Origin of the sequence: Pseudomonas sp. C5pp (assembly GCF_000814065.1) — a bacterium.
GTDB classification, from domain to species: domain Bacteria; phylum Pseudomonadota; class Gammaproteobacteria; order Pseudomonadales; family Pseudomonadaceae; genus Aquipseudomonas; species Aquipseudomonas asiatica.
Genome location: NZ_JWLN01000027.1, coordinates 71,789 through 94,345, shown reverse-complemented (window position 1 = coordinate 94,345; position 22,557 = coordinate 71,789). Strand labels below are relative to the sequence as shown.

At 64.8% G+C, this 22,557-nt stretch carries 18 protein-coding genes and 4 tRNA genes; 18 read left to right on the top strand and 4 right to left on the bottom strand.

Translation table 11 applies throughout. The features are described 5' to 3' along the window. Nucleotides 1–179: 179 nt before the first annotated feature. The 16 genes from RR51_RS20715 to RR51_RS20640 all read left to right on the top strand — a co-directional run bounded on the left by RR51_RS20715 (nucleotide 180) and on the right by RR51_RS20640 (nucleotide 15,040). Entirely contained in the window at nucleotides 180–1,184 is a 1,005-nt protein-coding gene (locus RR51_RS20715; RefSeq protein WP_039614557.1) for an aspartate-semialdehyde dehydrogenase, read from the top strand. Between the two features lie 71 nt (nucleotides 1,185–1,255). After that, nucleotides 1,256–3,979: a FimV/HubP family polar landmark protein gene (locus tag RR51_RS20710; protein WP_039614556.1), complete on the top strand. Its 2,724-nt coding sequence runs from the start codon at nucleotides 1,256–1,258 to the stop codon at nucleotides 3,977–3,979. Nucleotides 3,980–4,174: 195 nt separating this feature from the next. Beyond that, the gene (gene truA, locus RR51_RS20705; protein WP_039614555.1) at nucleotides 4,175–5,035 is read left to right on the top strand and encodes a tRNA pseudouridine(38-40) synthase TruA; all 861 of its coding nucleotides are present in this window, start codon (nucleotides 4,175–4,177) and stop codon (nucleotides 5,033–5,035) included. Nucleotides 5,036–5,096: 61 nt separating this feature from the next. Beyond that, entirely contained in the window at nucleotides 5,097–5,717 is a 621-nt protein-coding gene (locus RR51_RS20700) for a phosphoribosylanthranilate isomerase (RefSeq protein WP_039614554.1), read from the top strand. Between the two features lie 221 nt (nucleotides 5,718–5,938). After that, nucleotides 5,939–6,832, top strand: a complete 894-nt coding sequence (accD, locus tag RR51_RS20695) for an acetyl-CoA carboxylase, carboxyltransferase subunit beta (protein WP_013971609.1) — start codon at nucleotides 5,939–5,941, stop codon at nucleotides 6,830–6,832. After that, nucleotides 6,832–8,139, top strand: coding sequence for a bifunctional tetrahydrofolate synthase/dihydrofolate synthase (gene folC, locus RR51_RS20690; RefSeq protein ID WP_039614553.1), 1,308 nt, complete (start codon nucleotides 6,832–6,834; stop codon nucleotides 8,137–8,139). The genes accD and folC overlap by 1 nt, the downstream gene beginning before the upstream one ends. Further along, entirely contained in the window at nucleotides 8,123–8,800 is a 678-nt protein-coding gene (locus RR51_RS20685) for an SPOR domain-containing protein (RefSeq protein ID WP_039614552.1), read from the top strand. The genes folC and RR51_RS20685 overlap by 17 nt, the downstream gene beginning before the upstream one ends. A gap of 258 nt (nucleotides 8,801–9,058) precedes the next feature. Continuing rightward, complete coding sequence (locus RR51_RS20680) at nucleotides 9,059–9,616, top strand: CvpA family protein (RefSeq protein WP_013971612.1); 558 nt, start codon at nucleotides 9,059–9,061, stop codon at nucleotides 9,614–9,616. Nucleotides 9,617–9,658: 42 nt separating this feature from the next. Further along, entirely contained in the window at nucleotides 9,659–11,164 is a 1,506-nt protein-coding gene (gene purF / locus RR51_RS20675; RefSeq protein WP_013971613.1) for an amidophosphoribosyltransferase, read from the top strand. A gap of 16 nt (nucleotides 11,165–11,180) precedes the next feature. Continuing rightward, entirely contained in the window at nucleotides 11,181–12,392 is a 1,212-nt protein-coding gene (locus RR51_RS20670; protein WP_039614551.1) for an O-succinylhomoserine sulfhydrylase, read from the top strand. Beyond that, on the top strand, nucleotides 12,389–13,162 hold the full coding sequence (locus RR51_RS20665; RefSeq protein ID WP_013971614.1) for an SDR family oxidoreductase: 774 nt from the start codon (nucleotides 12,389–12,391) through the stop codon (nucleotides 13,160–13,162). Before RR51_RS20670 ends, RR51_RS20665 begins: the two co-directional genes overlap by 4 nt. Before the next feature lie 240 nt (nucleotides 13,163–13,402). Continuing rightward, nucleotides 13,403–13,478: transfer RNA gene (locus tag RR51_RS20660), tRNA-Val, on the top strand. 66 nt (nucleotides 13,479–13,544) lie between these two features. Continuing rightward, nucleotides 13,545–13,621 (top strand) — tRNA-Asp (locus tag RR51_RS20655). 99 nt (nucleotides 13,622–13,720) lie between these two features. Further along, nucleotides 13,721–13,797: transfer RNA gene (locus tag RR51_RS20650), tRNA-Asp, on the top strand. Nucleotides 13,798–13,938: 141 nt separating this feature from the next. Then, nucleotides 13,939–14,015: transfer RNA gene (locus tag RR51_RS20645), tRNA-Asp, on the top strand. A gap of 200 nt (nucleotides 14,016–14,215) precedes the next feature. Then, nucleotides 14,216–15,040 (top strand): DUF2242 domain-containing protein, encoded by an 825-nt coding sequence (locus RR51_RS20640; protein WP_039614550.1) that lies wholly within the window; start codon nucleotides 14,216–14,218, stop codon nucleotides 15,038–15,040. Between the two features lie 348 nt (nucleotides 15,041–15,388). On the opposite strand, the gene RR51_RS20635 is transcribed toward RR51_RS20640, so the two are convergent. After that, nucleotides 15,389–16,429 (bottom strand): AraC family transcriptional regulator, encoded by a 1,041-nt coding sequence (locus tag RR51_RS20635; RefSeq protein ID WP_039614549.1) that lies wholly within the window; start codon nucleotides 16,427–16,429, stop codon nucleotides 15,389–15,391. A 4-nt stretch (nucleotides 16,430–16,433) separates the two neighbouring features. Beyond that, nucleotides 16,434–17,552, bottom strand: a complete 1,119-nt coding sequence (locus tag RR51_RS20630; protein WP_024086535.1) for a nitrilase-related carbon-nitrogen hydrolase — start codon at nucleotides 17,550–17,552, stop codon at nucleotides 16,434–16,436. Between the two features lie 191 nt (nucleotides 17,553–17,743). Here RR51_RS20630 and RR51_RS20625 point away from each other — a divergent pair, with 191 nt between their 5' ends. Next, nucleotides 17,744–19,780: an NADPH-dependent 2,4-dienoyl-CoA reductase gene (locus RR51_RS20625; RefSeq protein WP_039614548.1), complete on the top strand. Its 2,037-nt coding sequence runs from the start codon at nucleotides 17,744–17,746 to the stop codon at nucleotides 19,778–19,780. A 154-nt stretch (nucleotides 19,781–19,934) separates the two neighbouring features. Then, nucleotides 19,935–20,825 (top strand): 1-aminocyclopropane-1-carboxylate deaminase/D-cysteine desulfhydrase, encoded by an 891-nt coding sequence (locus tag RR51_RS20620; RefSeq protein WP_039614547.1) that lies wholly within the window; start codon nucleotides 19,935–19,937, stop codon nucleotides 20,823–20,825. On the opposite strand, the gene RR51_RS20615 is transcribed toward RR51_RS20620, so the two are convergent. After that, entirely contained in the window at nucleotides 20,816–21,361 is a 546-nt protein-coding gene (locus RR51_RS20615) for a cytochrome b (RefSeq protein WP_025338253.1), read from the bottom strand. The two genes, RR51_RS20620 and RR51_RS20615, sit on opposite strands and share 10 nt — an antisense overlap. A gap of 224 nt (nucleotides 21,362–21,585) precedes the next feature. Beyond that, on the bottom strand, nucleotides 21,586–22,518 hold the full coding sequence (locus tag RR51_RS20610; protein WP_039614546.1) for a DUF1853 family protein: 933 nt from the start codon (nucleotides 22,516–22,518) through the stop codon (nucleotides 21,586–21,588). Between the last annotated feature and the right edge of the window lie 39 nt (nucleotides 22,519–22,557).

Sequence of the window (22,557 nt, the reverse complement as noted above, 5' to 3'; positions counted from 1 at the left end):
AGCGCCGCCCGCGCGGCGCTCGATGTAACAGGCGACAAATATCTCGCGACAAGCCCATAGCGGCCATCACGCATTCAAACGCGGGACCCGTCAGGCCCGCCATAGGGCCAACAAAGACAAACGCCTACAATCCGAGTAAAGTGCCGCCCCCCGCCGTTCTCAGCAAAAGGATCCCTTCCATGACACACCCTTTGGACATCGCCGTCGTCGGCGCCACCGGCAGCGTCGGTGAAGCCCTGGTGCAGATCCTCGAAGAGCTGGATTTCCCGGTCGCCACCCTGCACCTGCTGGCCAGCATGGAATCGGCGGGCAGTAGCGTGATGTTCGCCGGCAAGAAGCTGAAGGTACGTGAGGTGGACAGCTTCGACTTTGCCCAGGTCAAGCTGGCCTTTTTCGCCGCAGGCGCCGCAGTCAGCCGAAGCTTTGCCAGCAAGGCGCTGCAGGCAGGCTGCACGGTCATCGACCTGTCCGCTGGTCTGGACGACGCCCTGGCTCTGGTGCCCGAAGCCAACGCCGAACGCCTGATTGACCTGGCATTGCCCGCGCGCATCGTCAGCCCGTGCTCGGCCGCGGTTGCCCTGGCCGTTGCTCTGGCACCGCTCAAGCGCCTGCTGGATATCGAACGGGTGCAGGTGATGGCCGCGCTGGCGGTGTCCGCACAAGGTCGGGAAGCTGTCAACGAACTCGCCCGGCAAACTGCCGAGCTGCTCAATGCCCGGCCCCTGGAACCGCGCTTCTTCGATCGCCAGGTGGCGTTCAACATGTTGGCGCAGGTCGGTGCCGCCGATGAGCAAGGCCACACCGCCCTGGAGCGCCGCCTGGTCAGCGAGCTGCGTGTGCTGCTGGGCCTGCCTGAACTGAAGATTTCCGTGAGCTGCGTTCAAGTCCCGGTGTTTTTCGGCGATAGCTTCACTGTGGCGGTACAGAGCCGTCGCCCGGTCGACCTGGAGGCGGTCAACCAGGCCCTCGAGGCGGCTGACAGCGTCGAACTGGTGGAGCGCGACGATTATCCGACTCCGGTAGGCGACGCAGTAGGCCAGGACGTGGTCTATGTTGGTCGTGTACGGCATGGTGTTGATGAAGACCAGCAGCTCAACCTCTGGCTGACCACCGACAACGTGCGCAAAGGCGCCGCGCTCAATGCTGTGCAAGTGGCGCAATTGTTGATTAAACACATGCCGTAAAAGATACTGGCGAGCACTATTGTCCTGCTCTGCATGCAGGTTTCAGGACGCTTCATACAAGGGAAGAGGTCATGCTTCGAATTCGCAAACTGGTTCTGGCCATGGCTGCAGCATCGGCGCTGTCGTCGGGCATGGCGAATGCCCTGGGTCTGGGGGAACTGACCCTCAAATCGGCACAGAACCAGCCCCTGGACGCCGAGATCGAACTGCTCGACGTGCGCGACCTCACCGCTGCCGAAGTGGCACCGAGCCTGGCGCCGCCGGAAGATTTCAGCAAGGCCGGGGTGGCATTCCCAACCTACCTCGAAGACCTAACCTTCACGCCGGTGATCAACCCCAACGGCAAGAGCGTGCTGCGTGTTACCTCCAGCCAGCCGCTGCCTGAGCCGGTGGTAAAGTTCCTGGTCCAGGTGATGTGGCCGCAGGGCCGCCTGCTGCGTGACTACAGCGTGCTGCTCGACCAGGCCAAGGCCCAGGGCGACAAGCCTGCGGCAGGCAATGTCGTGCCAGCGGTGACCGCTGCCGGCAGCTATACCACCCAGCGCCGGGACACCCTGTGGCAGATTGCTGCGCGCAATACCCAGGGCGGCTCGATCCAGCAGACCATGATCGCGATCCAGGCCCTGAACCCGGACGCTTTCATCGGCAACAACATCAACCAGCTGAAGGTTGGCCAGGTATTGCGCCTGCCCGACCAGCAGCAGATCCAGAATATCCCGCAGGGAGAGGCGACCGCCGAGGTGGCCGAGCAGTATGCTGCCTGGCGTGAAGGCCGTCGCCTGGGCCCGCGTGCCCGCCAGCTGGACGCCACCCGCCGCGGTGCTGCCGAGGCAGCTCCGGCGCGTATCGCCCAGGGCGACAACCTGCGCCTGGTCAGCCCGGGCAACCAGGCCGGTGCCGACCAGGCCAAGGCCCTCAATGACAAGCTGGCGGTGGCCCAGGAAAGCCTGGACACCAGTCGTCGCGACAACGAAGAGCTCAAGAGCCGCATGGCCGACCTGCAGAGCCAGCTGGACAAGCTGCAGCGTCTGATCGAGTTGAAGAACAACCAGTTGGCCCGCCTTGAAGCCCAGGGGGCGGCTGCACCGGCCGAACCGGTCGCCAAGCCTGCGCCTGCCGCCGTCGATACCGCACCCAAGCCGGTGCCCGCCGCCGAGGCCGCACCTGCCGGTCAGCCTGACAGCGTGATCGACGAAATCATGGGCAACCCGCTGCTGCTCGGGCTGATTGCCGGTAGCGCCTTCCTCGTACTGCTGCTTCTGCTGCTGTTGCTGGCGCGCAAGCGCAAGGCCCAGCAGGAGGCTGAAAAACACCTGCGCATGGCGCGGGCGCTGGAAGAAGAGCAGGGCGCAGGCTTTGACAGCGATAGCGCAAGCTTCGATGGAGTAGAAGTCTCGGCGCCGAGCGTGACCCTGTCGCCGGCCGTGGTCGCCGCTTCGGCTGCCGCCGCCACCGCCGCGGAAAAAACGGCGGCACCCGCCTTCGAAGCGCAACCTGAACAGCAAGCCGACCCGCATGCCGCGCTGCTGGCGGAAGTCGAGCAATGCGTGGCCGAAGGCCGCCTGAACCGCGCTACCGACCTGTTGGAACCTGCCGTGGCCGCCGCGCCGCAGCGTGACGACCTGCGCCTGAAACTGATGGATGTGTACGCCCGCCAGGGTGACCAGAGCGCGTTCGTCGAGCAGGAGCGCAAGTTGCCGGCCAGTGAGCAGAACAGTGAAGCGGTTGCCGGGCTGAAAGAGCGCTACCCGGCCATGCTCGGCCTGGCCGCTGTTGGCCTGGGCGCGGCGGCCCTGGCTGCCGAGATGGATGAGCAGTACGTGCAGGAGCTGTTGCAGGATCAGCCTGATACGCCAGTGGTTGCCGACGTGGCGCCGGAGGAAGTGCCGGCGGTCGAGCCAGAGGTGGCGATTGAACCAGAGGCTGTTGCCCTGGCGGAACCTGAAGCAGCGCTCGAACCCGAAGTTGATCTGGATGCTGAGCTGGATGCCTTCGATGAAGTGCCGACCCTCGATGCGCCGGGCCTGGACGAGCAGGACCTGGACAGTGCCTTCGACCTGAGCCTGGGTGGCGACCTGCCCGAGCAAGACCCGCTGGCAGCGCCGCTGCTGGACGAATCTGTGGCCCAGCAACCTGTAGTCGAAGAGCCGGTGCTGGATGAACCCGTGCTGGAATCGGCTCAGCCCGAAGACGAGCCGTTTGCGGTGGACGCCGAGCTACAGGCCGACGCTGACGCCGAATTCGAGGCCATGCTGGCACAGGCCGAGCCACAGCCCGCTGTGGAGCTGTCCGACTTCGACCTCGACATCAGCGAGCCGGTTGCCCCGGCCGCCCCGGCTGCGGTCGACGAACCCCCGGTGGATGTCGCTGCCGAGCTGGCTGCCTTCGACAGCGAGCCAGCGTTCGACCCGCTTTCCGAGTTCGATCTGCCATCCGACTTCGACCTTTCGCTGTCGCTGGAAGACGATTCGCCGGCAGCCAAGAGCTTTGCCTCGGAGTTGGACGACGTCAACGCCGAACTGGACAAGCTGTCGCAGAGCCTCGAATCGCCGTCGTTGGAGCCGCATTTCACCAGCGAGGATGCGGCTGCCCAGCCCGAGCCCGAGCCACTGGACGACCTGGACTTCGACTTCTTCTCCGGTAGCGACGAAGTGGCCACCAAGCTTGACCTGGCCCGCGCCTATATCGACATGGGCGACAACCAGGGCGCGCGCGACATCCTCGATGAAGTGGTCAAGGATGGCGACGACAGCCAGCGTCAGGAGGCCGAGGACATGCTCTCCCGGTTGGTCTGATGTAAGCAGGGCCGGCCTCTTCGCGGGCTTGCCCGCTCCCACAGGATCTCCACACATTTTCGACCTTGTGAGTAACCTGTGGGAGCGGGCGAGCCCGCGAAGAGGCCCTCAAATGCGGTGCATATTCAACGGCAGCCCTACACGGCTGCCGTTGTCGTTATAATCCCCGCCATTCCGTACACCCCCACAGGTTTCATGCTCTTGGACATCATCGACACCGCCGCCGCCGAGTCTGCGGCCGAAGGCTACTCCCGCATCGCCCTGGGCGTGGAATACAAAGGCGCGCGCTACCGTGGCTGGCAGCGCCAGGCCAGTGGCGTGCCCAGTGTCCAGCAGGCCCTGGAGCAGGCCCTGTCCAAGGTGGCCAACGAGCCGATCTCGGTAATCTGCGCCGGGCGCACCGACGCCGGCGTGCATGGCTGTGGGCAGATCGTGCACTTCGACACCCGCGCCGTGCGCGATGAGCGCGCCTGGACCATGGGCACCAACTTCAACCTGCCCCATGACATCAGCGTGGTCTGGTCGCGGCCGATGCCGGCCGACTTCCATGCCCGCTTCAAGGCCTGCGCCCGGCGTTACCGCTACGTCATCTACAACGACCCGATCCGCCCGGCCCACCTGGCCGAGGAAGTCACCTGGAACCACCGCCCGCTGGATGTCGAACGCATGGCCGAAGCCGCGCAGTACCTGCTTGGTACTCATGACTTCAGTGCCTTCCGCGCCAGCCAGTGCCAGGCCAAGTCGCCGATCAAGCACATCTACCATCTGCGCGTCACCCGCCATGGCCAGATGATCGTGCTGGACGTGCGCGCCACGGCTTTCCTGCACCACATGGTGCGTAACATTGCCGGTGTACTGATGACCATCGGTGCCGGAGAGCGCCCGGTCACCTGGGCGCGTGAGGTGCTGGAAGGGCGCAACCGCCGCGAAGGTGGGGTCACGGCGCACCCATACGGCCTCTATCTGGTACAGGTGGAGTACCCCGAGGAGTACGCGCTGCCCAGGCGTTACATCGGTCCACACTTTTTGACCGGTTACGAAGCATTGGCAGACTGACGGGCGAAAAGTCATTTGCTAACATCCGGCCTTTCACCGTAACAAGCAGGGTTCGCTGTCCATGAGCAATGTTCGCAGCAAGATCTGCGGGATTACCCGCATCGAAGACGCACTGGCCGCTGCCGAAGCGGGGGCCGATGCCATCGGCTTCGTCTTCTATGCCAAGAGCCCGCGCGCCGTGGACGTGCGCCAGGCGCGGGCGATCATTGCCGAGCTGCCGCCGTTCGTGACCACGGTCGGTTTGTTCGTCAATGCTTCGCGCTGCGAGCTGAACGAGATCCTCGAAGTGGTTCCGCTGGACCTGCTACAGTTCCACGGCGACGAAACCCCACAGGACTGCGAAGGCTACCACCGCCCCTGGATCAAGGCCCTGCGCGTGCGCCCGGGCGACGACCTGGAGGCGGCCTGCCGGTTTTACGCTGGTGCCCGCGGCATTCTGCTGGACACCTACGTGCCGGGCGTACCCGGAGGCACCGGTGAAGCGTTCGACTGGTCGCTGGTGCCTGCGCGCCTGAGCAAGCCGATCATCCTGGCGGGCGGGCTGTCTGCCGACAATGTCGGCCAGGCCATCGCCCAGGTGCGGCCTTACGCGGTGGATGTCAGTGGCGGCGTGGAGCAAGCCAAGGGCATCAAGGACGCGGCGAAGATCGAGGCCTTCATGCGTGCGTTGAAACAGGCGTGATGGCAGATGTGACGGCTGGCTGCGCGCCATCGTCCATAGCTTTCGCAGCCCTGCGGGGCAGCCGCCTGCGCCTGTGGCGGCAACACAACACATTAGCGGTGGGGTGGCGTGCTGGTAGTCCCGGCGGCCGGTCCATCATCGTTTCATAAAGATTTTGAGCTCAAGGGCAGGGTAGGGCCGGCGACACCGGACCACGCCTGCCAATACTGGAGAAAGAAAGCATGAGCAACTGGTTAGTCGACAAACTGATCCCTTCGATCATGCGTTCCGAGGTGAAGAAGAGCTCGGTGCCTGAAGGCCTGTGGCACAAATGCCCGGCCTGCGAGGCCGTGCTGTATCGTCCGGAGCTGGAAAAGACCCTGGATGTCTGCCCCAAGTGCAACCACCACATGCGCATCGGCGCACGTGCGCGCATCGACATCTTCCTCGACGCCGATGGCCGTGCCGAACTGGGCGCCGACCTGGAGCCGGTCGACCGCCTGAAGTTCCGTGATGGCAAGAAGTACAAGGACCGCCTGGCTGGCGCGCAGAAGCAAACCGGCGAGAAGGACGCCCTGATCTCCATGAGCGGCACCCTGATGGGCATGCCGATCGTGGTCAGCGCCTTCGAGTTCTCGTTCATGGGCGGCTCCATGGGTGCCATCGTCGGCGAGCGCTTCGTGCGCGCGGCCAACTATGCCCTGGAGCACCGCTGCCCGATGGTCTGCTTCTCCGCCTCGGGCGGTGCACGCATGCAGGAAGCGCTGATCTCGCTGATGCAGATGGCCAAGACCTCGGCCGTGCTGGCGCGCCTGCGCGAAGAAGGTATCCCGTTCATCTCGGTACTGACCGATCCTGTATACGGTGGTGTTTCCGCCAGCCTGGCCATGCTCGGTGACGTGATCGTCGGCGAGCCGAAGGCACTGATCGGCTTCGCCGGCCCGCGCGTGATCGAGCAGACCGTGCGCGAGAAGCTGCCGGAAGGCTTCCAGCGCAGTGAGTTCCTGCTGGAGCACGGCGCCATCGACCTGATCATCTCTCGTGGCGAGCTGCGCCCGCGTCTGGCCCGCCTGCTGGCGCAGATGACCGGCCAGGAAACCCCGGAGCAAGCGCGTGAGGCGGCTGCCGTCGCGTGATGAAACAACGATCCCTGGGCGAATGGCTCGCCTACCTCGAGCAGTTGCACCCCTCGGCCATCGACATGGGTCTGGAGCGGTCGCAGAAGGTGCTTGCCCGGCTGGCGCTGGGCAAGCTGGCGCCACGTGTGGTGACGGTAACCGGCACCAACGGCAAGGGCTCGACCTGTGCCTTCGTGGCCTCGCTGCTGCGTGCCCAGGGGTTGAAGGTTGGCGTGTACAGCTCGCCGCACCTGTTGCGTTACAACGAGCGGGTGCTGATCGATGGCCAAGAGGCCAGCGATGAGCGCCTGTGCGAAGCCTTCGCCGCCGTCGAGGCGGCGCGGGGCGAAATTTCCCTGACCTACTTCGAGATGGGCACGCTGGCCGCGTTCTGGTTGTTCTACCAGTCGCAGCTAGATGCCGTGGTACTTGAAGTGGGGCTTGGTGGCCGCCTGGACACCGTGAACGTGGTGGATGCCGACCTGGCCCTGGTGACCAGCATCGGCGTCGATCATGTCGATTACCTGGGTGATACCCGCGAGCTGGTGGCCTTCGAGAAAGCAGGCATCTTCCGTCAGGGCAAGCCGGCACTGTGCGGTGACCTGGATCCGCCTCAGCCGCTGCTGGACAAGGCCGCCGAACTGGCTGCGCCGCTGTTCCTGCGTGGTCGTGACTTCGACCTGGCCATTGCCGATGGCAGCTGGAACTGGCGGGGTACTGCGGCTGATGGAGCGCCGGTAGAGCTGCTTGGCCTGCCTTTGCTCGACCTGCCCATGGAAAACGCCACGCTGGCCCTGCAGGCCTACCTGCTGATGGGGCTGCCCTGGGACGCCGGGCAGATTCGCCAGGCGCTGCTGGATACCCGAATCACGGGGCGCCTCGACCGTCGCCAGCTGATCTGGCAGGGCAAGCAGTTGGAACTGTTGCTGGATGTCGGGCACAACCCGCACGCCGCGGAGTACCTGGCCCGGCGCCTGGCGGCCCGGCCGCTGAAGGGGCGCCGCCTGGCGGTGTTCGGCCTGCTCGCCGACAAGGACCTGGACGGTGTTGTCGCGCCGCTGCAGGGGCTGGTCGACGACTGGGCAGTGGCGCCACTGGATACCCCGCGCAGCCGCCCGGCTGAGGAGCTGGCCACGGCCTTGACGAACGTCGGCGCCGCGGTGAAGTCTTATGCCAGCGTCGATGCTGCCCTTGAAGGGCAATGCGCGCAGGCAACGGCGGATGACCAGATCTTGCTGTTCGGTTCGTTTTTCTGTGTTGCCCAGGCACTGGAATGGCTGGAGCGGCACGCCCAGGAGGGTGGAGTAGATGGCAGTGCTGGATAAAGGGATGAAACAGCGCATGGTGGGTGCGTTGGTGCTGGTGGCGCTGGCGGTGATTTTCCTGCCGATGCTGTTCACCCGCGAGGACGAGATGCGTCAGGTGCGCGTCGATGCCCCGCAGGCACCGGCCATGCCAAGCCTGCCGGAAGTGAAGGTGGAGCCGGTCGCCGTGCCGGAGCCGCAGGCCATTGCGCAAGAGCCGCAACAGGCACCGGTGGTGGTGGACGAGTCCACCGCGCCGGCGAGCACGCCCAGCCAGCCGATTGCACCGTCACCGCAGACCCAGCCTCAAGCGCAGGTGCAGCCCCAGCCTCAGCCCCAGCCTCAGCCTGCCAAGCCGCAGGCGCCTGTGGCCAAGGTCGAGCCTCAGCCGGCAGCCAAGCCGGCCGCGCCGACGGCGCCATCGAAGATCGACGTCAATGGCCTGCCGGTCAGCTGGTCGATCCAGTTGGCCAGCCTGTCCAACCGTGCCGGGGCCGAAAAGCTGCAGCAAACCTTGCGTAGCCAGGGTTACAACGCCTATATCCGCTCGGCGGGTGGCATGAACCGCGTGTACGTGGGGCCGCTGATCGAGCGGGCCGAGGCCGAGCGCGTGCGCGACGCCATCAACCGCCAGAACAGCCTCAAGGGCTTCGTGGTGCGCTTCCAGCCTGAGCGCAGCTGATAACCCGGAGGGCGGCTTTGCCGCTCATTCGCGGGTTCTGTATAGGTCTTGCAGCGGCGCGGTCCATGTGGAAGCGGCCCCAAGATCTCAACGACACAGCCAGAATCGCCGGGGCCGCTTTGCGGCCCTTTCGCGACACAAGGCCGCTCCCACAAAGATCGCGTAAGCCCGGGTAGCGCTAATCACCTGACATTCCGCTTACCCAAGCCCCCGCCGCTCTGTTAAAATGCGCCGCCTCAAACGTCTGCAGGCAGCACCGTGGCATTTACCTTGGTTGATTGGGCGATCATCGCGATCATCGCCGTCTCCACACTGATCAGTCTCAAGCGCGGCTTCGTCAAGGAAGCCTTGTCCTTGCTCATCTGGATCATTGCCGGTGCGGTTGCCTGGATGTTCGGCGGTTCGCTCTCGGTGTATCTTGAAAGCTACATCCAGACGCCGTCGATGCGCGTCATCGCCGGCTGCGCCATTCTTTTCGTCGCCACCTTGCTGGTGGGGGCCATGATCAACTTCCTCATCGGCGAGCTGATTCGCGTGACCGGGCTGTCCGGCACCGATCGTTTCCTGGGCATGGCCTTCGGCGCCGCGCGCGGGGCCTTGCTGGTGGTGGTGGCCATCGGGCTCATCAGCCTGGGGCCGGTTCAACAAGACACCTGGTGGCAGGAATCACGCCTGATACCACAATTTCTCTTGGTCGCCGACTGGTCGAAAAACCTGATCCTGGGTTTTACCGGCCAGTGGACACCCAGTGGGCTGATCGGCACTCCAGCTGATCTTCCGTTCAAGGAACAGTTGCTCGGGCCGGCAAAGCCCTGAGCACTATTCACTCAAGTTTCGTCAAAGTAGGGGTTGCGTCGCATGTGTGGCATCGTCGGTATCGTCGGTAAGTCGAACGTCAATCAGGCGCTGTATGACGCGCTTACGGTCCTCCAGCACCGCGGCCAGGACGCTGCCGGTATCGTGACCAGCCATGACGGCCGGTTGTTCCTGCGCAAGGATAATGGCCTGGTGCGCGACGTGTTCCAGCAGCGCCACATGCAGCGCCTGGTCGGCAGCATCGGTATCGGCCACGTGCGCTACCCGACGGCGGGCAGCTCGACCTCGGCCGAGGCGCAGCCGTTCTACGTCAACTCGCCGTATGGCATCACCCTGGCACACAACGGCAACCTGACCAACGTCGAGCAGCTGGCCAAGGAAATCTACGAGTCCGACCTGCGCCACGTCAACACCAACTCCGACTCGGAAGTACTGCTGAACGTGTTCGCCCATGAGCTGGCGGTGCGTGGCAAGCTGCAGCCGACCGAAGAAGACGTGTTCGCCGCGGTTTCCCACGTGCACAGCCGCTGCGTCGGCGGTTACGCCGTGGTGGCGATGATCACCGGCTACGGCATCGTCGGCTTCCGTGACCCCAACGGCATCCGCCCGGTGGTGTTCGGCCAGCGTCACACCGACGAAGGCGTGGAATACATGATCGCTTCGGAAAGCGTGGCCCTGGACGTCCTCGGCTTCACCCTGATCCGCGATCTGGCGCCGGGCGAAGCGGTGTACATCACCGAAGAAGGCCAGCTGTACACCAAGCAGTGCGCCGAAGCACCGAAGCTGCAGCCGTGCATCTTCGAGCATGTCTACCTGGCCCGTCCGGACTCGATCATGGATGGCGTGTCGGTGTACAAGGCCCGTCTGCGCATGGGTGAAAAACTGGCCGACAAGATCATGCGCGAACGTCCCGAGCATGACATCGACGTGGTCATCCCGATCCCGGACACCAGCCGCACCGCGGCCCTGGAGCTGGCCAACCGCCTGGGCGTGAAGTTCCGCGAAGGTTTCGTCAAGAACCGCTACATCGGTCGTACCTTCATCATGCCAGGCCAGGCCGCGCGCAAGAAATCGGTGCGCCAGAAGCTCAATGCCATCGAACTGGAGTTCCGCGGCAAGAACGTGATGCTGGTGGACGACTCGATCGTGCGCGGCACCACCTGCAAGCAGATCATCCAGATGGCCCGCGAAGCCGGCGCCAAGAACGTCTACTTCTGCTCCGCAGCTCCTGCCGTGCGCTACCCCAACGTCTACGGCATCGACATGCCGAGTGTTCACGAACTGATCGCCCACAACCGTACCACCGAACAGGTGGCCGAGTTGATTGGCGCCGACTGGCTGGTCTACCAGGACCTGCCGGACCTGATCGACTCGGTCGGTGGCGGCAAGATCAAGATCGATCAGTTCGATTGTGCGGTGTTCAACGGTGAGTATGTCACTGGCGATATCGACGAAGCCTACCTCGACCGCATCGAGCAGGCTCGTAACGACCTGGCCAAGGCCAAGAACCAGGCGGTCAGTGCGATCATCGACCTCTACAACAACTGATTTCGGGAGCGACGGCATGACGGATCAATGGGATGCCGGACGACTGGACAGTGACCTCGAGGGTGTCGGTTTCGACACCCTGGCGGTGCGCGCCGGTCAAAACCGTACACCGGAGGCCGAGCACAGCGAAGCGCTGTTCCTGACCTCCAGCTATGTGTTCCGCACGGCTGCCGATGCCGCCGCGCGCTTTGCCGGCGAAACGCCGGGCAACGTCTATTCGCGCTACACCAACCCGTCGGTGCGTGCCTTCGAGGAGCGCCTGGCGGCCATGGAAGGCGCCGAGCAGGCTGTGGGCACCTCCACCGGCATGGCGGCGATCCTCGCCGTGGTGATGTCGCTGTGCAGTGCCGGTGACCATGTGCTGGTTTCGCAGAGCGTGTTCGGCTCGACCATCAGCCTGTTCGAGAAGTACTTCAAGCGCTTTGGCGTGCAGGTGGACTACGTGCCACTGGTCGACCTCGCCGGCTGGGAAAAGGCCATCAAGGCCAATACCAAGCTGCTGATCGTCGAATCGCCGTCCAACCCGCTGGCCGAGCTGGTCGATATCACCGCGCTCAGCGAAATCGCCCATGCCCATGGTGCCATGCTGGTGGTGGACAACTGCTTCAGCACCCCGGCGCTGCAGCAGCCGCTTAAGCTGGGTGCCGACATCGTGTTCCACTCGGCCACCAAGTTCATCGACGGCCAGGGCCGCTGCATGGGCGGCGTGGTTGCCGGCCGTGCCGAGCAGATGAAAGAGGTGGTGGGCTTCCTGCGTACCGCAGGCCCCACCCTCAGCCCGTTCAACGCCTGGATCTTCACCAAGGGCCTGGAAACCCTGCGCCTGCGCATGCGTGCGCATTGCGAAAGCGCTCAGCTGCTGGCCGAATGGCTGGAACAGCAGGAGGGCGTGGAGAAGGTGCATTACGCCGGCCTGCCGAGCCACCCGCAGTATGAACTGGCCAAGCGCCAGATGAGTGGCTTCGGTGCGGTAGTCAGCTTCGAGGTCAAGGGTGGCAAAGAAGGCGCCTGGCGCTTCATCGACGCTACCCGGGTGATTTCCATCACCACCAACCTGGGTGACAGCAAGACCACCATCGCTCACCCGGCCACCACCTCCCACGGTCGCCTGACGCCGCAGGAGCGTGAAGCTGCGGGTATCCGCGACAGCCTGATCCGGGTTGCCGTGGGCCTGGAAGATGTGGCCGACCTGCAGGCCGATCTGGCGCGCGGGTTGGCGGCACTGTGATTGAAATCCGCGGCGGTACGCCCGGCCATAACGGCCGGGTAGCCCTGGTGACCGGTGCCGCACGCGGCATCGGCCTGGGTATTGCCGCCTGGTTGATCTGCGAAGGCTGGCAGGTGGTGCTCAGCGACCTCGACCGCCAGCGCGGCGCAAAGGCGGCCAAGGCGCTGGGTGACAATGCCTGGTTCATCACCATGGACGTTGCCGACGAGGCCCAGGTCAGCGCCGGGGTGTCGGAGGTGCTGGGGCAGTTTGGTCGCCTGGACGCGCTGGTGTGCAATGCGGCCATCGCCAACCCGCACAACCAGACCCTGGAAAGCCTGAGCCTGGCGCAGTGGAACCGGGTGCTGGCGGTCAACCTCAACGGCCCGATGCTGCTGGCCAAGCATTGTGCGCCGTACCTGCGTGCGCACAATGGGGCGATCGTCAATCTCACCTCCACCCGGGCACGGCAATCCGAACCCGATACCGAGGCCTACGCAGCGAGCAAGGGCGGCCTGGTGGCCTTGACCCATGCCTTGGCCATGAGCCTGGGCCCGGAGATTCGCGTCAATGCGGTGAGCCCGGGCTGGATCGATGCCCGTGATCCGTCGCAGCGCCGTGCCGAGCCGTTGACCGAGGCGGACCATGCCCAGCACCCGACGGGCAGGGTAGGGACGGTGGAGGACGTGGCGGCCATGGTTGCCTGGCTGTTGTCTCGGCAAGCGGCGTTCGTCACCGGCCAGGAGTTCGTGGTCGATGGCGGCATGACCCGCAAGATGATCTACACCTGAGCATTCTGCATATCCTGTACCGGCCTCTTCGCGGGCACGCCCGCTCCCACAGGTGCAGCGCAGTTCTCAAGACCTGTGCGGTACCTGTGGGAGCGGGTTTACCCGCGAAGAGGCCGCCACAGGCAACCGAACCGCTTTTGCGCTTTTCTGAAAAAAATTCAATGGGGCTATTGACTTAGCTTCGCCACCTGCGTAAATTTCGCGGCCTCAGCGAAGCAAACGCAACAAGCAACATCGCGAGGGTGATTAGCTCAGCCGGGAGAGCATCTGCCTTACAAGCAGAGGGTCGGCGGTTCGATCCCGTCATCACCCACCACTTCCTGAGATGTTCCTGGTGCTTCAGGTTTCGCAAGAAACCGATAGCCAGAGAGGAACGCACTGCGCAGCGGTAGTTCAGTCGGTTAGAATACCGGCCTGTCACGCCGGGGGTCGCGGGTTCGAGTCCCGTCCGCTGCGCCATTTTTCAGTATCAGATGGGTGCCTGGCACCGGTCTGAAGCCACAAGGCAAACGCCTTGGGCTGATCCCAGTTCCAATCGGGCGAAAGCCTGAACGATACGCAGCGGTAGTTCAGTCGGTTAGAATACCGGCCTGTCACGCCGGGGGTCGCGGGTTCGAGTCCCGTCCGCTGCGCCATCTTCGTTTCAAGGTCCCTTGAACACCTTGAAGCAAACACAAGAGAAGCGATCACGTTATCGCTTTTTTTGTGCCTGTCCTGAGGCCATCGCGCCGGAAGGGTAGACCCAGGTTTCAATCGGGCGCAAGCCTGAATGATACGCAGCGGTAGTTCAGTCGGTTAGAATACCGGCCTGTCACGCCGGGGGTCGCGGGTTCGAGTCCCGTCCGCTGCGCCATCTTCGCCTCGAGGCCCCTTGAACGTCTCGAAGCCACGAGAAAGCGACCTTAGGGTCGCTTTTTTCGTTTCTGCGTCTGGCAATTGCCGCCCTTGACCCAGATTTACACGAACCTGACAGACTCTTCACCGATCAGCGGTTCCTGTGCCTGCCTGCTGTGTTGCACAATAGGCACCTTCTTGACTTACCCGGAATTCGCAATGACCAGATCTTCCGTCTTTGGTGCGCTCGGGCTGGCCCTGGTGCTGGCGGGCGTGACCGGTTGTTCCTCGAAAAAAGCCGCCGTCTACGAGCACGAGAACTTCGATGACTCGGGCACCTTCTCGCGCAGCTTCCCGGTGAGCGATGCCGGCTCCTGCGAGGCCGCCCGACGCGCCTTGCTCAGCCAGGGTTACATCATCACCAGCAGCGGCGCCAACCAGGTGGTGGGCAACAAGAGCTTCCAGCAGAACAGCGAGAACCACCTGCAGATCAGTTTCAACGTCACCTGTGCGCCGGATGTGAGCGACGAGCAGCGTTCGACCATGTTCGCCAACGCCCTGCAGGACCGCTACGCCCTGAAAAAGTCCAACACTTCCGCTAGCCTGGGCGTTGGTGTACTGGGGTCGGTTTCGATGCCGATCGGCTCCAGCGACGACTCGATGGTCAAGGTGGCCAGCGAGACTGTGACAGCGGCGCAGTTCTATGATCGCTATTTCGCCCTGGTTGAAAGCTACTTGCCAAAGCCCAAGCCTAAACAGGAGAGCAAGGCCAAGGTCGAGGAGCCCGCGCCGAAGGTCGACGCGCCAGCGGCTGCCTTGGGGCTGCCGGAGCAGGCCGCCGCAGCGCCGGTGGCTCCGGCCCCGGTGGCGGCGCCTTTGGTTGAAGCGGCGCCAGCCCCGGCCAGCGAGGCGGTAGCAGCGCCGGTGCTGGATGACAGCCAGGGCTCGCAGCCAGTGGCGCCGCCAGCGGAGGCGGCACCGATCGAGGTGCAGCAGGAAGCCCAGCCTGCCGAAACCGCCGAGACCGCTTCCCCCGCCCTTTGATAGCTTGCCTGTACCGGCCTCTTCGCGGGTAAACCCGCTCCCACAGGTACTGCGCAGTTTTCGACATCTGCGCAGTACCTGTGGGAGCGGGTTTACCCGCGAAAAGGCCGGTGCAGGCAATCCATCCCTGTTACAGACGCACCGCGATAACTTCCTGAACCCCTGCTACGTTTACCACTCATAAGCTTGTCATGATTTCTTCATCCTTCCTGCCTAGGGTGAGGCGACAGTTACCAGGAAAAATGAGTGAAGAGGGCTTAGGGCTATGGACGAATACCAGGAAGAACTTCTCGAATTCCAGGCTTATGAACTGGACACCCCGGAACCGGCAGACGACGCTACCGAGCTCTAGCCCACCCGCCGCTGGCTGCGGCGAAACTCCCCCGGCGTGAGGCCCGTCCAGCGCTTGAACGCGCGCTGGAAGGCCTCGGCCGACGCAAACCCCAGCAGATAGGCAATCTCGCCGAAGGCCAACTCCGTATCGCGGATATAGGTCTCGGCCAGGTCGCGCCGTGTTTCGCTGAGCAGGTCGCGAAAGCGCGTGCCTTCCTCGGCCAGTTTGCGGCGCAAGGTCCAGGTCGGCAGTTGCAGGTGCAGCGCCACTTCTTCAAGGTCTGGTTCGCGGCCACCATTGAGCAACGGGCCCAGCAAGTGCGTGATGCGCTCACCCAGGCTGCGTACGCGCGTGCGTTGCAGCATCTCCGCCTCGCACAATTGCAACAGGTGCTGCCAGGTGCTTGGGCAATGTCGGGGGTTGGCCAACTGCAGCGTGGCGCGGCTCAGGCGCAATTGATTGCGTTCGGCGGCAAATTGCACAGGTGTGCCGCACAACGGCTGGTAACGCTCGGCGTAGGCGGGGGCGGCAAATTCGATTTCCAGGCGTTCGGCCTGCACCGGTCTGCCGGCAAGGTCGCTCAACTGGGCCAACCAGCCCGCGAGCAGGGAATCGACGACAAAGCGGTTGTAGGTGTTGTAGGGGCTGATGGAGTAGAAGCGCAGCCAGGCGCCCTGGGCATCTTCCTGAAAACTGGAGTGGCCGCGGTAGTTGGCGGCGTACAGCGGTTCGAAGCGCAACAGGGTACGTGCCGCCTCGCCCAGGTTCGGTGCCTGGGCAGCGGTGACCCCGGCCAGGCCGGCATGCGCCAGGCGGCTCAGGCGCCCCATGTGCAGGCCCAGCGCGGCCTCGCCGCACAGCTCGATGGCAGCGTGCCCCAGGTGCATGTAGCGCGGGATCGACAAGCGCGCACCGGCTTCGCCCAGGCGTGCCGCGTCCAGGCCATAGCGGCGCAGCAGCGGCTCGGGGTCGTGGCCCAGTTCACGCAGGGCCTCGGTCAGCGGCTGGACAAAACCAACCGACAGGTCACCCAGGCGCACGCGGGGGCGGGCCATGGGCTTACAACCACAGGTTCAGCAAGCGGGCGCCAGGGCTGGGGGTGCCTGCCAGCAATTCACCCGCCTGGCGGGCAAAGCCCTGGCCGTCGCTGCCTTGTTCCCAGAACTGCCCACGCATGAACACGCTCATGCTGCTGACGCTGGTTCCGGCCGATTGGGTCAGTCGCTGCCATGCAGCCTGTTCGCTGACTTCGCCGCGCCGCAAGGGCAGCCCGGCGCTGGCATCCTGGTGGCGATTGCCGCGCCAGGGCGCTTGCCAGCTGCCCTTGCCGCTGAGGAACACCGGGTTGGCGATCAGTTGTACTGCCTGTTGGGCCAGTTGTTGGTGGTTTTCCGGGTACCAGCTGTCGCTGCCCACCAGCACGCCCAGGCGTCCGGCAGGGGTTTGCAATACCTGCAGCGGGTGCTGGCGGCCATCATGTACATAGCGGCGCATTTCGCTGTCGGGGAACTGCTGGCGTTGCGGTTGGCCCAGCAGCGAGCCGTCGCCGGCGAACACCACGCTGCTGTTGAACAGCGGGCCGCTGCCGGCATGCAGCACGCCCTGTTTCACGTAGGGGGCGGGTAGTACGATGGAGCCGGCCACCAGAGTGACATTGAATTCCTTGGCCAGGCCACCGAACAGTTGCTGGTAGTCCGCAGCCATCTGCTCGGCTTTCATGCGCAGATGCGCGTCGGCGCGCCAGTCGTCCCCGTCGGCACGGAGCATGGCCAGGCCATAACGCAGCGGGTTGCTCAGTTCCAGCCATTGCAGGGCTTCGCGGCTTTGCGTGACTTGATAAAGCTCGTTCTTTTCGCCACGCGCCCACAGCCAGGTGCCGATGTGCTCGGGTAGCACCACCACCGTGCGCGGGCCGACCAGCCCTTGGGTACGGGCCTGTTCCAGATAGGCCGAGAGCTTGCGGTGCAGGCGTTGCAGGTTCTGGTAGTCACCCGGGTAGAGCAGCGGTTCGACGCCGAGCAGGTTGCCGTGCTCGCCTGGCACGCCATGGTTCAGCGCCAGTTCGATGCGCAGGTCGGACAGGTAATGGCCTTCCGGGCGCTGCTGGGTCCAGAAACCGTAGCCGCAGAGGGCGGCGATCATCACCAGCGCCAGGGCGCTTGCCAGGAGTTTTCGCATGAAGCAGGACAGCGCCTTGGAAACAAGAGTTTCCTAGGGTAGTCGCGCTGTGCGCGAGGATCAATAACTTGTCAGTTTCGATCATTGAGCCCGTTCAAACGTCTGTTTAATGTCGCAGGCAGACAAACGACGGGGTCCGCCAGCCGGTGAGGCACCCGCATTCCGTGAATACGCCACCTGGGGACCTTTCCATGGCCGCCGACCGCTACCCGCACCTGCTCGCACCGCTGGACCTGGGCTTCACCACCTTGCGCAACCGCACCCTGATGGGCTCGATGCACACCGGCCTCGAAGAGCGCCCGGGCGGCTTCGAGCGCATGGCGGCGTACTTTGCCGAGCGCGCCCGCGGTGGCGTCGGCCTGATGGTTACTGGCGGCATCGCGCCCAACGATGAGGGCGGAGTGTATTCCGGGGCGGCCAAGCTCAGCACCGAGGAAGAAGCCGACAAGCACCGCATCGTCACCGAGGCGGTACACGCTGCCGGCGGCAAGATCTGCCTGCAGATCCTGCATGCCGGGCGCTACGCCTACAGCCCGCGCCAGGTGGCGCCCAGCGCGATCCAGGCGCCAATCAACCCGTTCAAACCCAAGGAGCTGGACGAGGCGGGTATCGAGAAGCAGATCGCCGACTTCGTCAATTGCGCGGTGCTGGCCCAGCGCGCCGGTTACGACGGCGTCGAGATCATGGGTTCGGAAGGCTACTTCATCAACCAGTTCCTCGCCGCCCACACCAACCACCGCACCGACCGCTGGGGTGGCAGTTATGAAAACCGCATGCGCCTGGCGGTGGAGATCGTCACCCGGGTGCGCGGCGCGGTCGGGCCGAACTTCATCATCATCTTCCGCCTGTCGATGCTCGATCTCATCGAGGGCGGCAGCACCTGGGATGAAATCGAGCTGCTGGCCAAGGCCATCGAGAAGGCCGGCGCGACGTTGATCAATACCGGCATCGGCTGGCACGAAGCGCGTATACCGACCATTGCCACCAAGGTGCCGCGCGCGGCATTCAGCAAGGTCACCGCCAAGTTGCGCGGCGTGGTGAACATTCCGCTGATCACCACCAACCGCATCAATACTCCGGAGGTGGCCGAGGCGGTGCTGGCCGAAGGCGATGCCGACATGGTCTCGATGGCACGTCCGTTCCTGGCCGACCCGGACTTCGTCAACAAGGCCGCTGCTGGTCGCGGCGACGAGATCAACACCTGCATCGGCTGCAACCAGGCCTGCCTGGACCATACTTTCGGCGGCAAGCTGACCAGTTGCCTGGTCAACCCGCGTGCCTGCCACGAGACCGAGCTCAACTACCTGCCTGTGCGCACCGTGAAGCGCATTGCCGTAGTCGGCGCAGGCCCGGCCGGCCTGGCGGCAGCCACGGTGGCTGCCGAGCGCGGCCACGCGGTGACCCTGTTCGATGCCGCCAGCGAGATCGGCGGGCAGTTCAATGTGGCCAAGCGGGTACCGGGAAAGGAAGAGTTCCATGAAACCCTGCGTTACTTCCGCAACAAGGTCAAAAGCACGGGCGTGGACTTGCGCCTGAACACCCGGGTCAATGTGCAGGCCCTGGTGGACGGTGGCTATGACGAGATCATCCTGGCCACCGGCATCGCCCCGCGCACGCCGGCCATCCCCGGTGTCGGGCATGCCAAGGTGCTCAGCTACCTCGACGTGCTGCTCGAGCGCAAGCCGGTGGGCAAGGCTGTCGCGGTGATTGGCGCGGGTGGCATCGGTTTCGACGTTTCCGAATACCTGGTGCACCAGGGCGTGGCCACCAGTCAGGACCGTGAGGCGTTCTGGAAGGAGTGGGGCATCGATACCCATCTGCAGGCACGTGGTGGCGTGGCCGGGATCAAGGCCGAGCCGCATGCCCCGGCGCGGCAGGTGTACCTGTTGCAGCGCAAGAAATCCAAGGTGGGTGACGGCCTGGGCAAGACCACCGGCTGGATTCACCGCACCGGGTTGAAGAACAAGCGGGTGCAGATGCTCAACAGCGTCGAGTACCTGGGCATCGACGATGCCGGCCTGCATATTCGCGTGGCCGATGGCGAGCCGCAGGTGCTGGCGGTGGACAACGTGGTGATCTGTGCAGGGCAGGAGCCGCTGCGCGAGCTGCAGGACGGGCTGGTGGCGGCGGGGCAGTCGGTGCACCTGATCGGTGGGGCCGATGTGGCGGCCGAGCTGGATGCCAAGCGGGCGATCAACCAGGGTTCGAGATTGGCGGCTGAGCTCTGAGATTGCCGGGGCCGCTTTGCGGCCCTGTGGGAGCGGGTTCACCCGCGAATAGGGCTGCGCGGTGTATGGCACCGGCTGCGCCGGTGTTCGCGGGTGAACCCGCTCCCACAGGGGCGCAAAGCAGCCCCCAGGCTTTCACTGGTAAACTCGCACGATGCACTTTGACCTGCCCCAAGCCCCCCTGCAGCCCCTGATCCTGCCCTGGCTCCAACAAGCCCAGGTAGAAGCCGCCATCCTGCGCCTGGACCTGATCGACCCGCTGATCAGCGGCAACAAATGGTTCAAGCTACGCCATCACCTGCAACAGGCCAGCGCCAGCAACGCCCCGGGCCTGATCAGCCTCGGCGGCAACCATTCCAACCACCTGCACGCCCTGGCCGCTGCCGGCAAGCGCTTCGGCTTCGCCACTGCCGGCCTGCTGCGTGGTCACGCCCAGGACACGCCAACCGTGCGTGACCTGCAGACGCTGGGCATGGAACTGCACTGGCTGGGCTATGGCGGCTACCGCGCACGAAACCAAGCGGGTTTCTGGGAACCTTGGCAGGCGCGCTATCCGGGTTGGCACTGCATCCCCGAAGGGGGAGGCGGGCTTGCCGGTGCACAGGGCTGCGCGCTGATCATGCAGCAGGCGCGCGCGCAGATCGCGGCACTGGGCTGGTCGGGCTACGACGCCTGGTGGCTGGCTACCGGAACGGGGACTACCCTGGCCGGTCTGGTAATGGCCGAGGCGGGCGCACATGTGGTGCATGGTGCATTGGCGGTACCCAGGGACCATGGTGTGCCGGAGGCGGTAGCAGCACTGGCCGGCGCGCATGGCTACCAGCTGCACGACGCCTGCCGTGGCGGTTTCGGCAAATTCGACGCTGATCTGCTGGCGTTCATCGCTGATTGCGAGCGGCACACAGGCGTGCCGCTCGAAGCTCTCTACACTGGCAAGGCCCTGCTGGCCCTGCGTGAGCAGGTCGAGGCCGGGCTGTTCGCGCCCGGCACCCGCCTGATCGTGGTGCACACCGGCGGCCTGCAGGGCCGGCGCGGTTACTTGTAGGGCAGCATGCGCAGCAGCGTATTGTCGCGCTGCACATAGTGGTGATACAGCCCGGCTACAGCGTGCAGGCCGATCAGCCAGTAGCCCCAGCTGCCGATGCGTTCATGCCAGCCTTTGATGAACTTGGCCTGGTCCGGGTTCGGGCCGATCAGGTGCGGCAGCTCCAGGCCGAAGAACGGCACTGGTTTGTCGGCGGCACTGAGGATCAGCCAGCCGGCCAGCGGCAGGATGATCATCAGCAGGTACAACGCCAGGTGCATCAGGTGCGCGAGGCCGGTCTGCCAGGCCGCAGGCTTGGGCACGATGGGTGGAGTCGGGCGGCTCAGGCGGATGGCCAGGCGCAACCAGACCAGCACGAACACGCTGAGCCCGAGCATGAAGTGCAGGTCCTTCATCAGGTTGCGTTCGACGCTGTCCTTGGGGAACAGGCCACGCAGTTCGATTAGGGCGTAGACAGCGGCCAGCAGCACCAGCATCAGCCAGTGCAGGGCGATGGACAGGCGCGCGTAATGGGTCGCGGGGGTGGATGAAACCATGATCGGTCCTCGTCATCAGGTCGGAATGGCGCTCTTGCCGGCGCTCAGGAAGTACTGTAGTGGCTATGGGGTAACAAATCTTTGCGCCAGGTCTGTGAAAATTATGTTGTCTGCACCGGCCCTTTCGCGGGTGAACCCGCTCCCACAGGCACAGCGCTGAGCCAGAGACCTGTGCAGTACCTGTGGGAGCGGGCAAGCCCGCGAAGAGGCCGGAACAGCCTGCATCATGCCTCGGGTGTAAATGGCCAACTGTCAGCCACCAGAAACACCCGCTCGGCCTCCTGCCACGCCCCGTCAGCCTCTTGCTCCAACCTCACCAGCAACTGCGCCGGAGCCTGCCGTTCCAGCACATGCAGCCACGCCGCAAACTGCTCCACCGCCCAGCACTCATGCGCCTCGACCCGCGCCGGCGCCAGCCAGGCATGCCGTTGCAGCGGCTGCCATTGCTCACCTTCGCCCATGATCCAGTCCCGCCGCCGCAACCAGCGCCCGCGCAAGTGCTGCGGGTTGGCGCCCTGTGGTGGCTGCGCATGCCCGGGCCACGGGTAGAACAGATAGCCACCCAGCCACACATGCGCCTGCACCTGCTCCACCCCCAGCCCGGCCAGCACCTCGCGGCTGTGTGCCCCCGCCGACATGGGCAACTGGTGCCGTGCCAGGTGCGCCAGTTTGCTTCCCAGTCGGTCATGGCAGCCTGGCCCTAGCCAGGCGTCGGGGTCGTGCCCGGGGTGTTCCGGACCCAGGTACAGCTTGATGGCCAGTTCCAGGTGGTGCACACCATCGCGGTCGCGCAGCACCACATCCAGCTCGCCCAGGGTGCGCCCGCCTTCGCGAATCGCCAGGTTGGCCGCCAGCAGTTCGATGCCCGGGGCCTGGCCCAGGGCGAACTGCCACAGCCGTTCGTAGTAGTGCCCCAGGCGCCGGCTACCCAGCTGCGCCAGCCAGTCGCGCAATGGGCGGTCATCGTCATCCAGCGCCCGCAGCCAGTCTGCCAGGCGCTGTGGCTGGTCCGCCCACAGGCTGCCCGCCAGCGGGTGGCGCTGGGGGCAGGGCGGGGCGCTGAGCAACGGAGGCGACAGCAGGGCCCAGGCCAGGTCGCGCACGTTGGGGCGGCGTAGCTGCCGGGGCAGGTCGTGGAGCAGGGCGAATGGCATCATCCTGCGAGCATAGCCGGTTTGCCGCTACCCGGTGGTTTC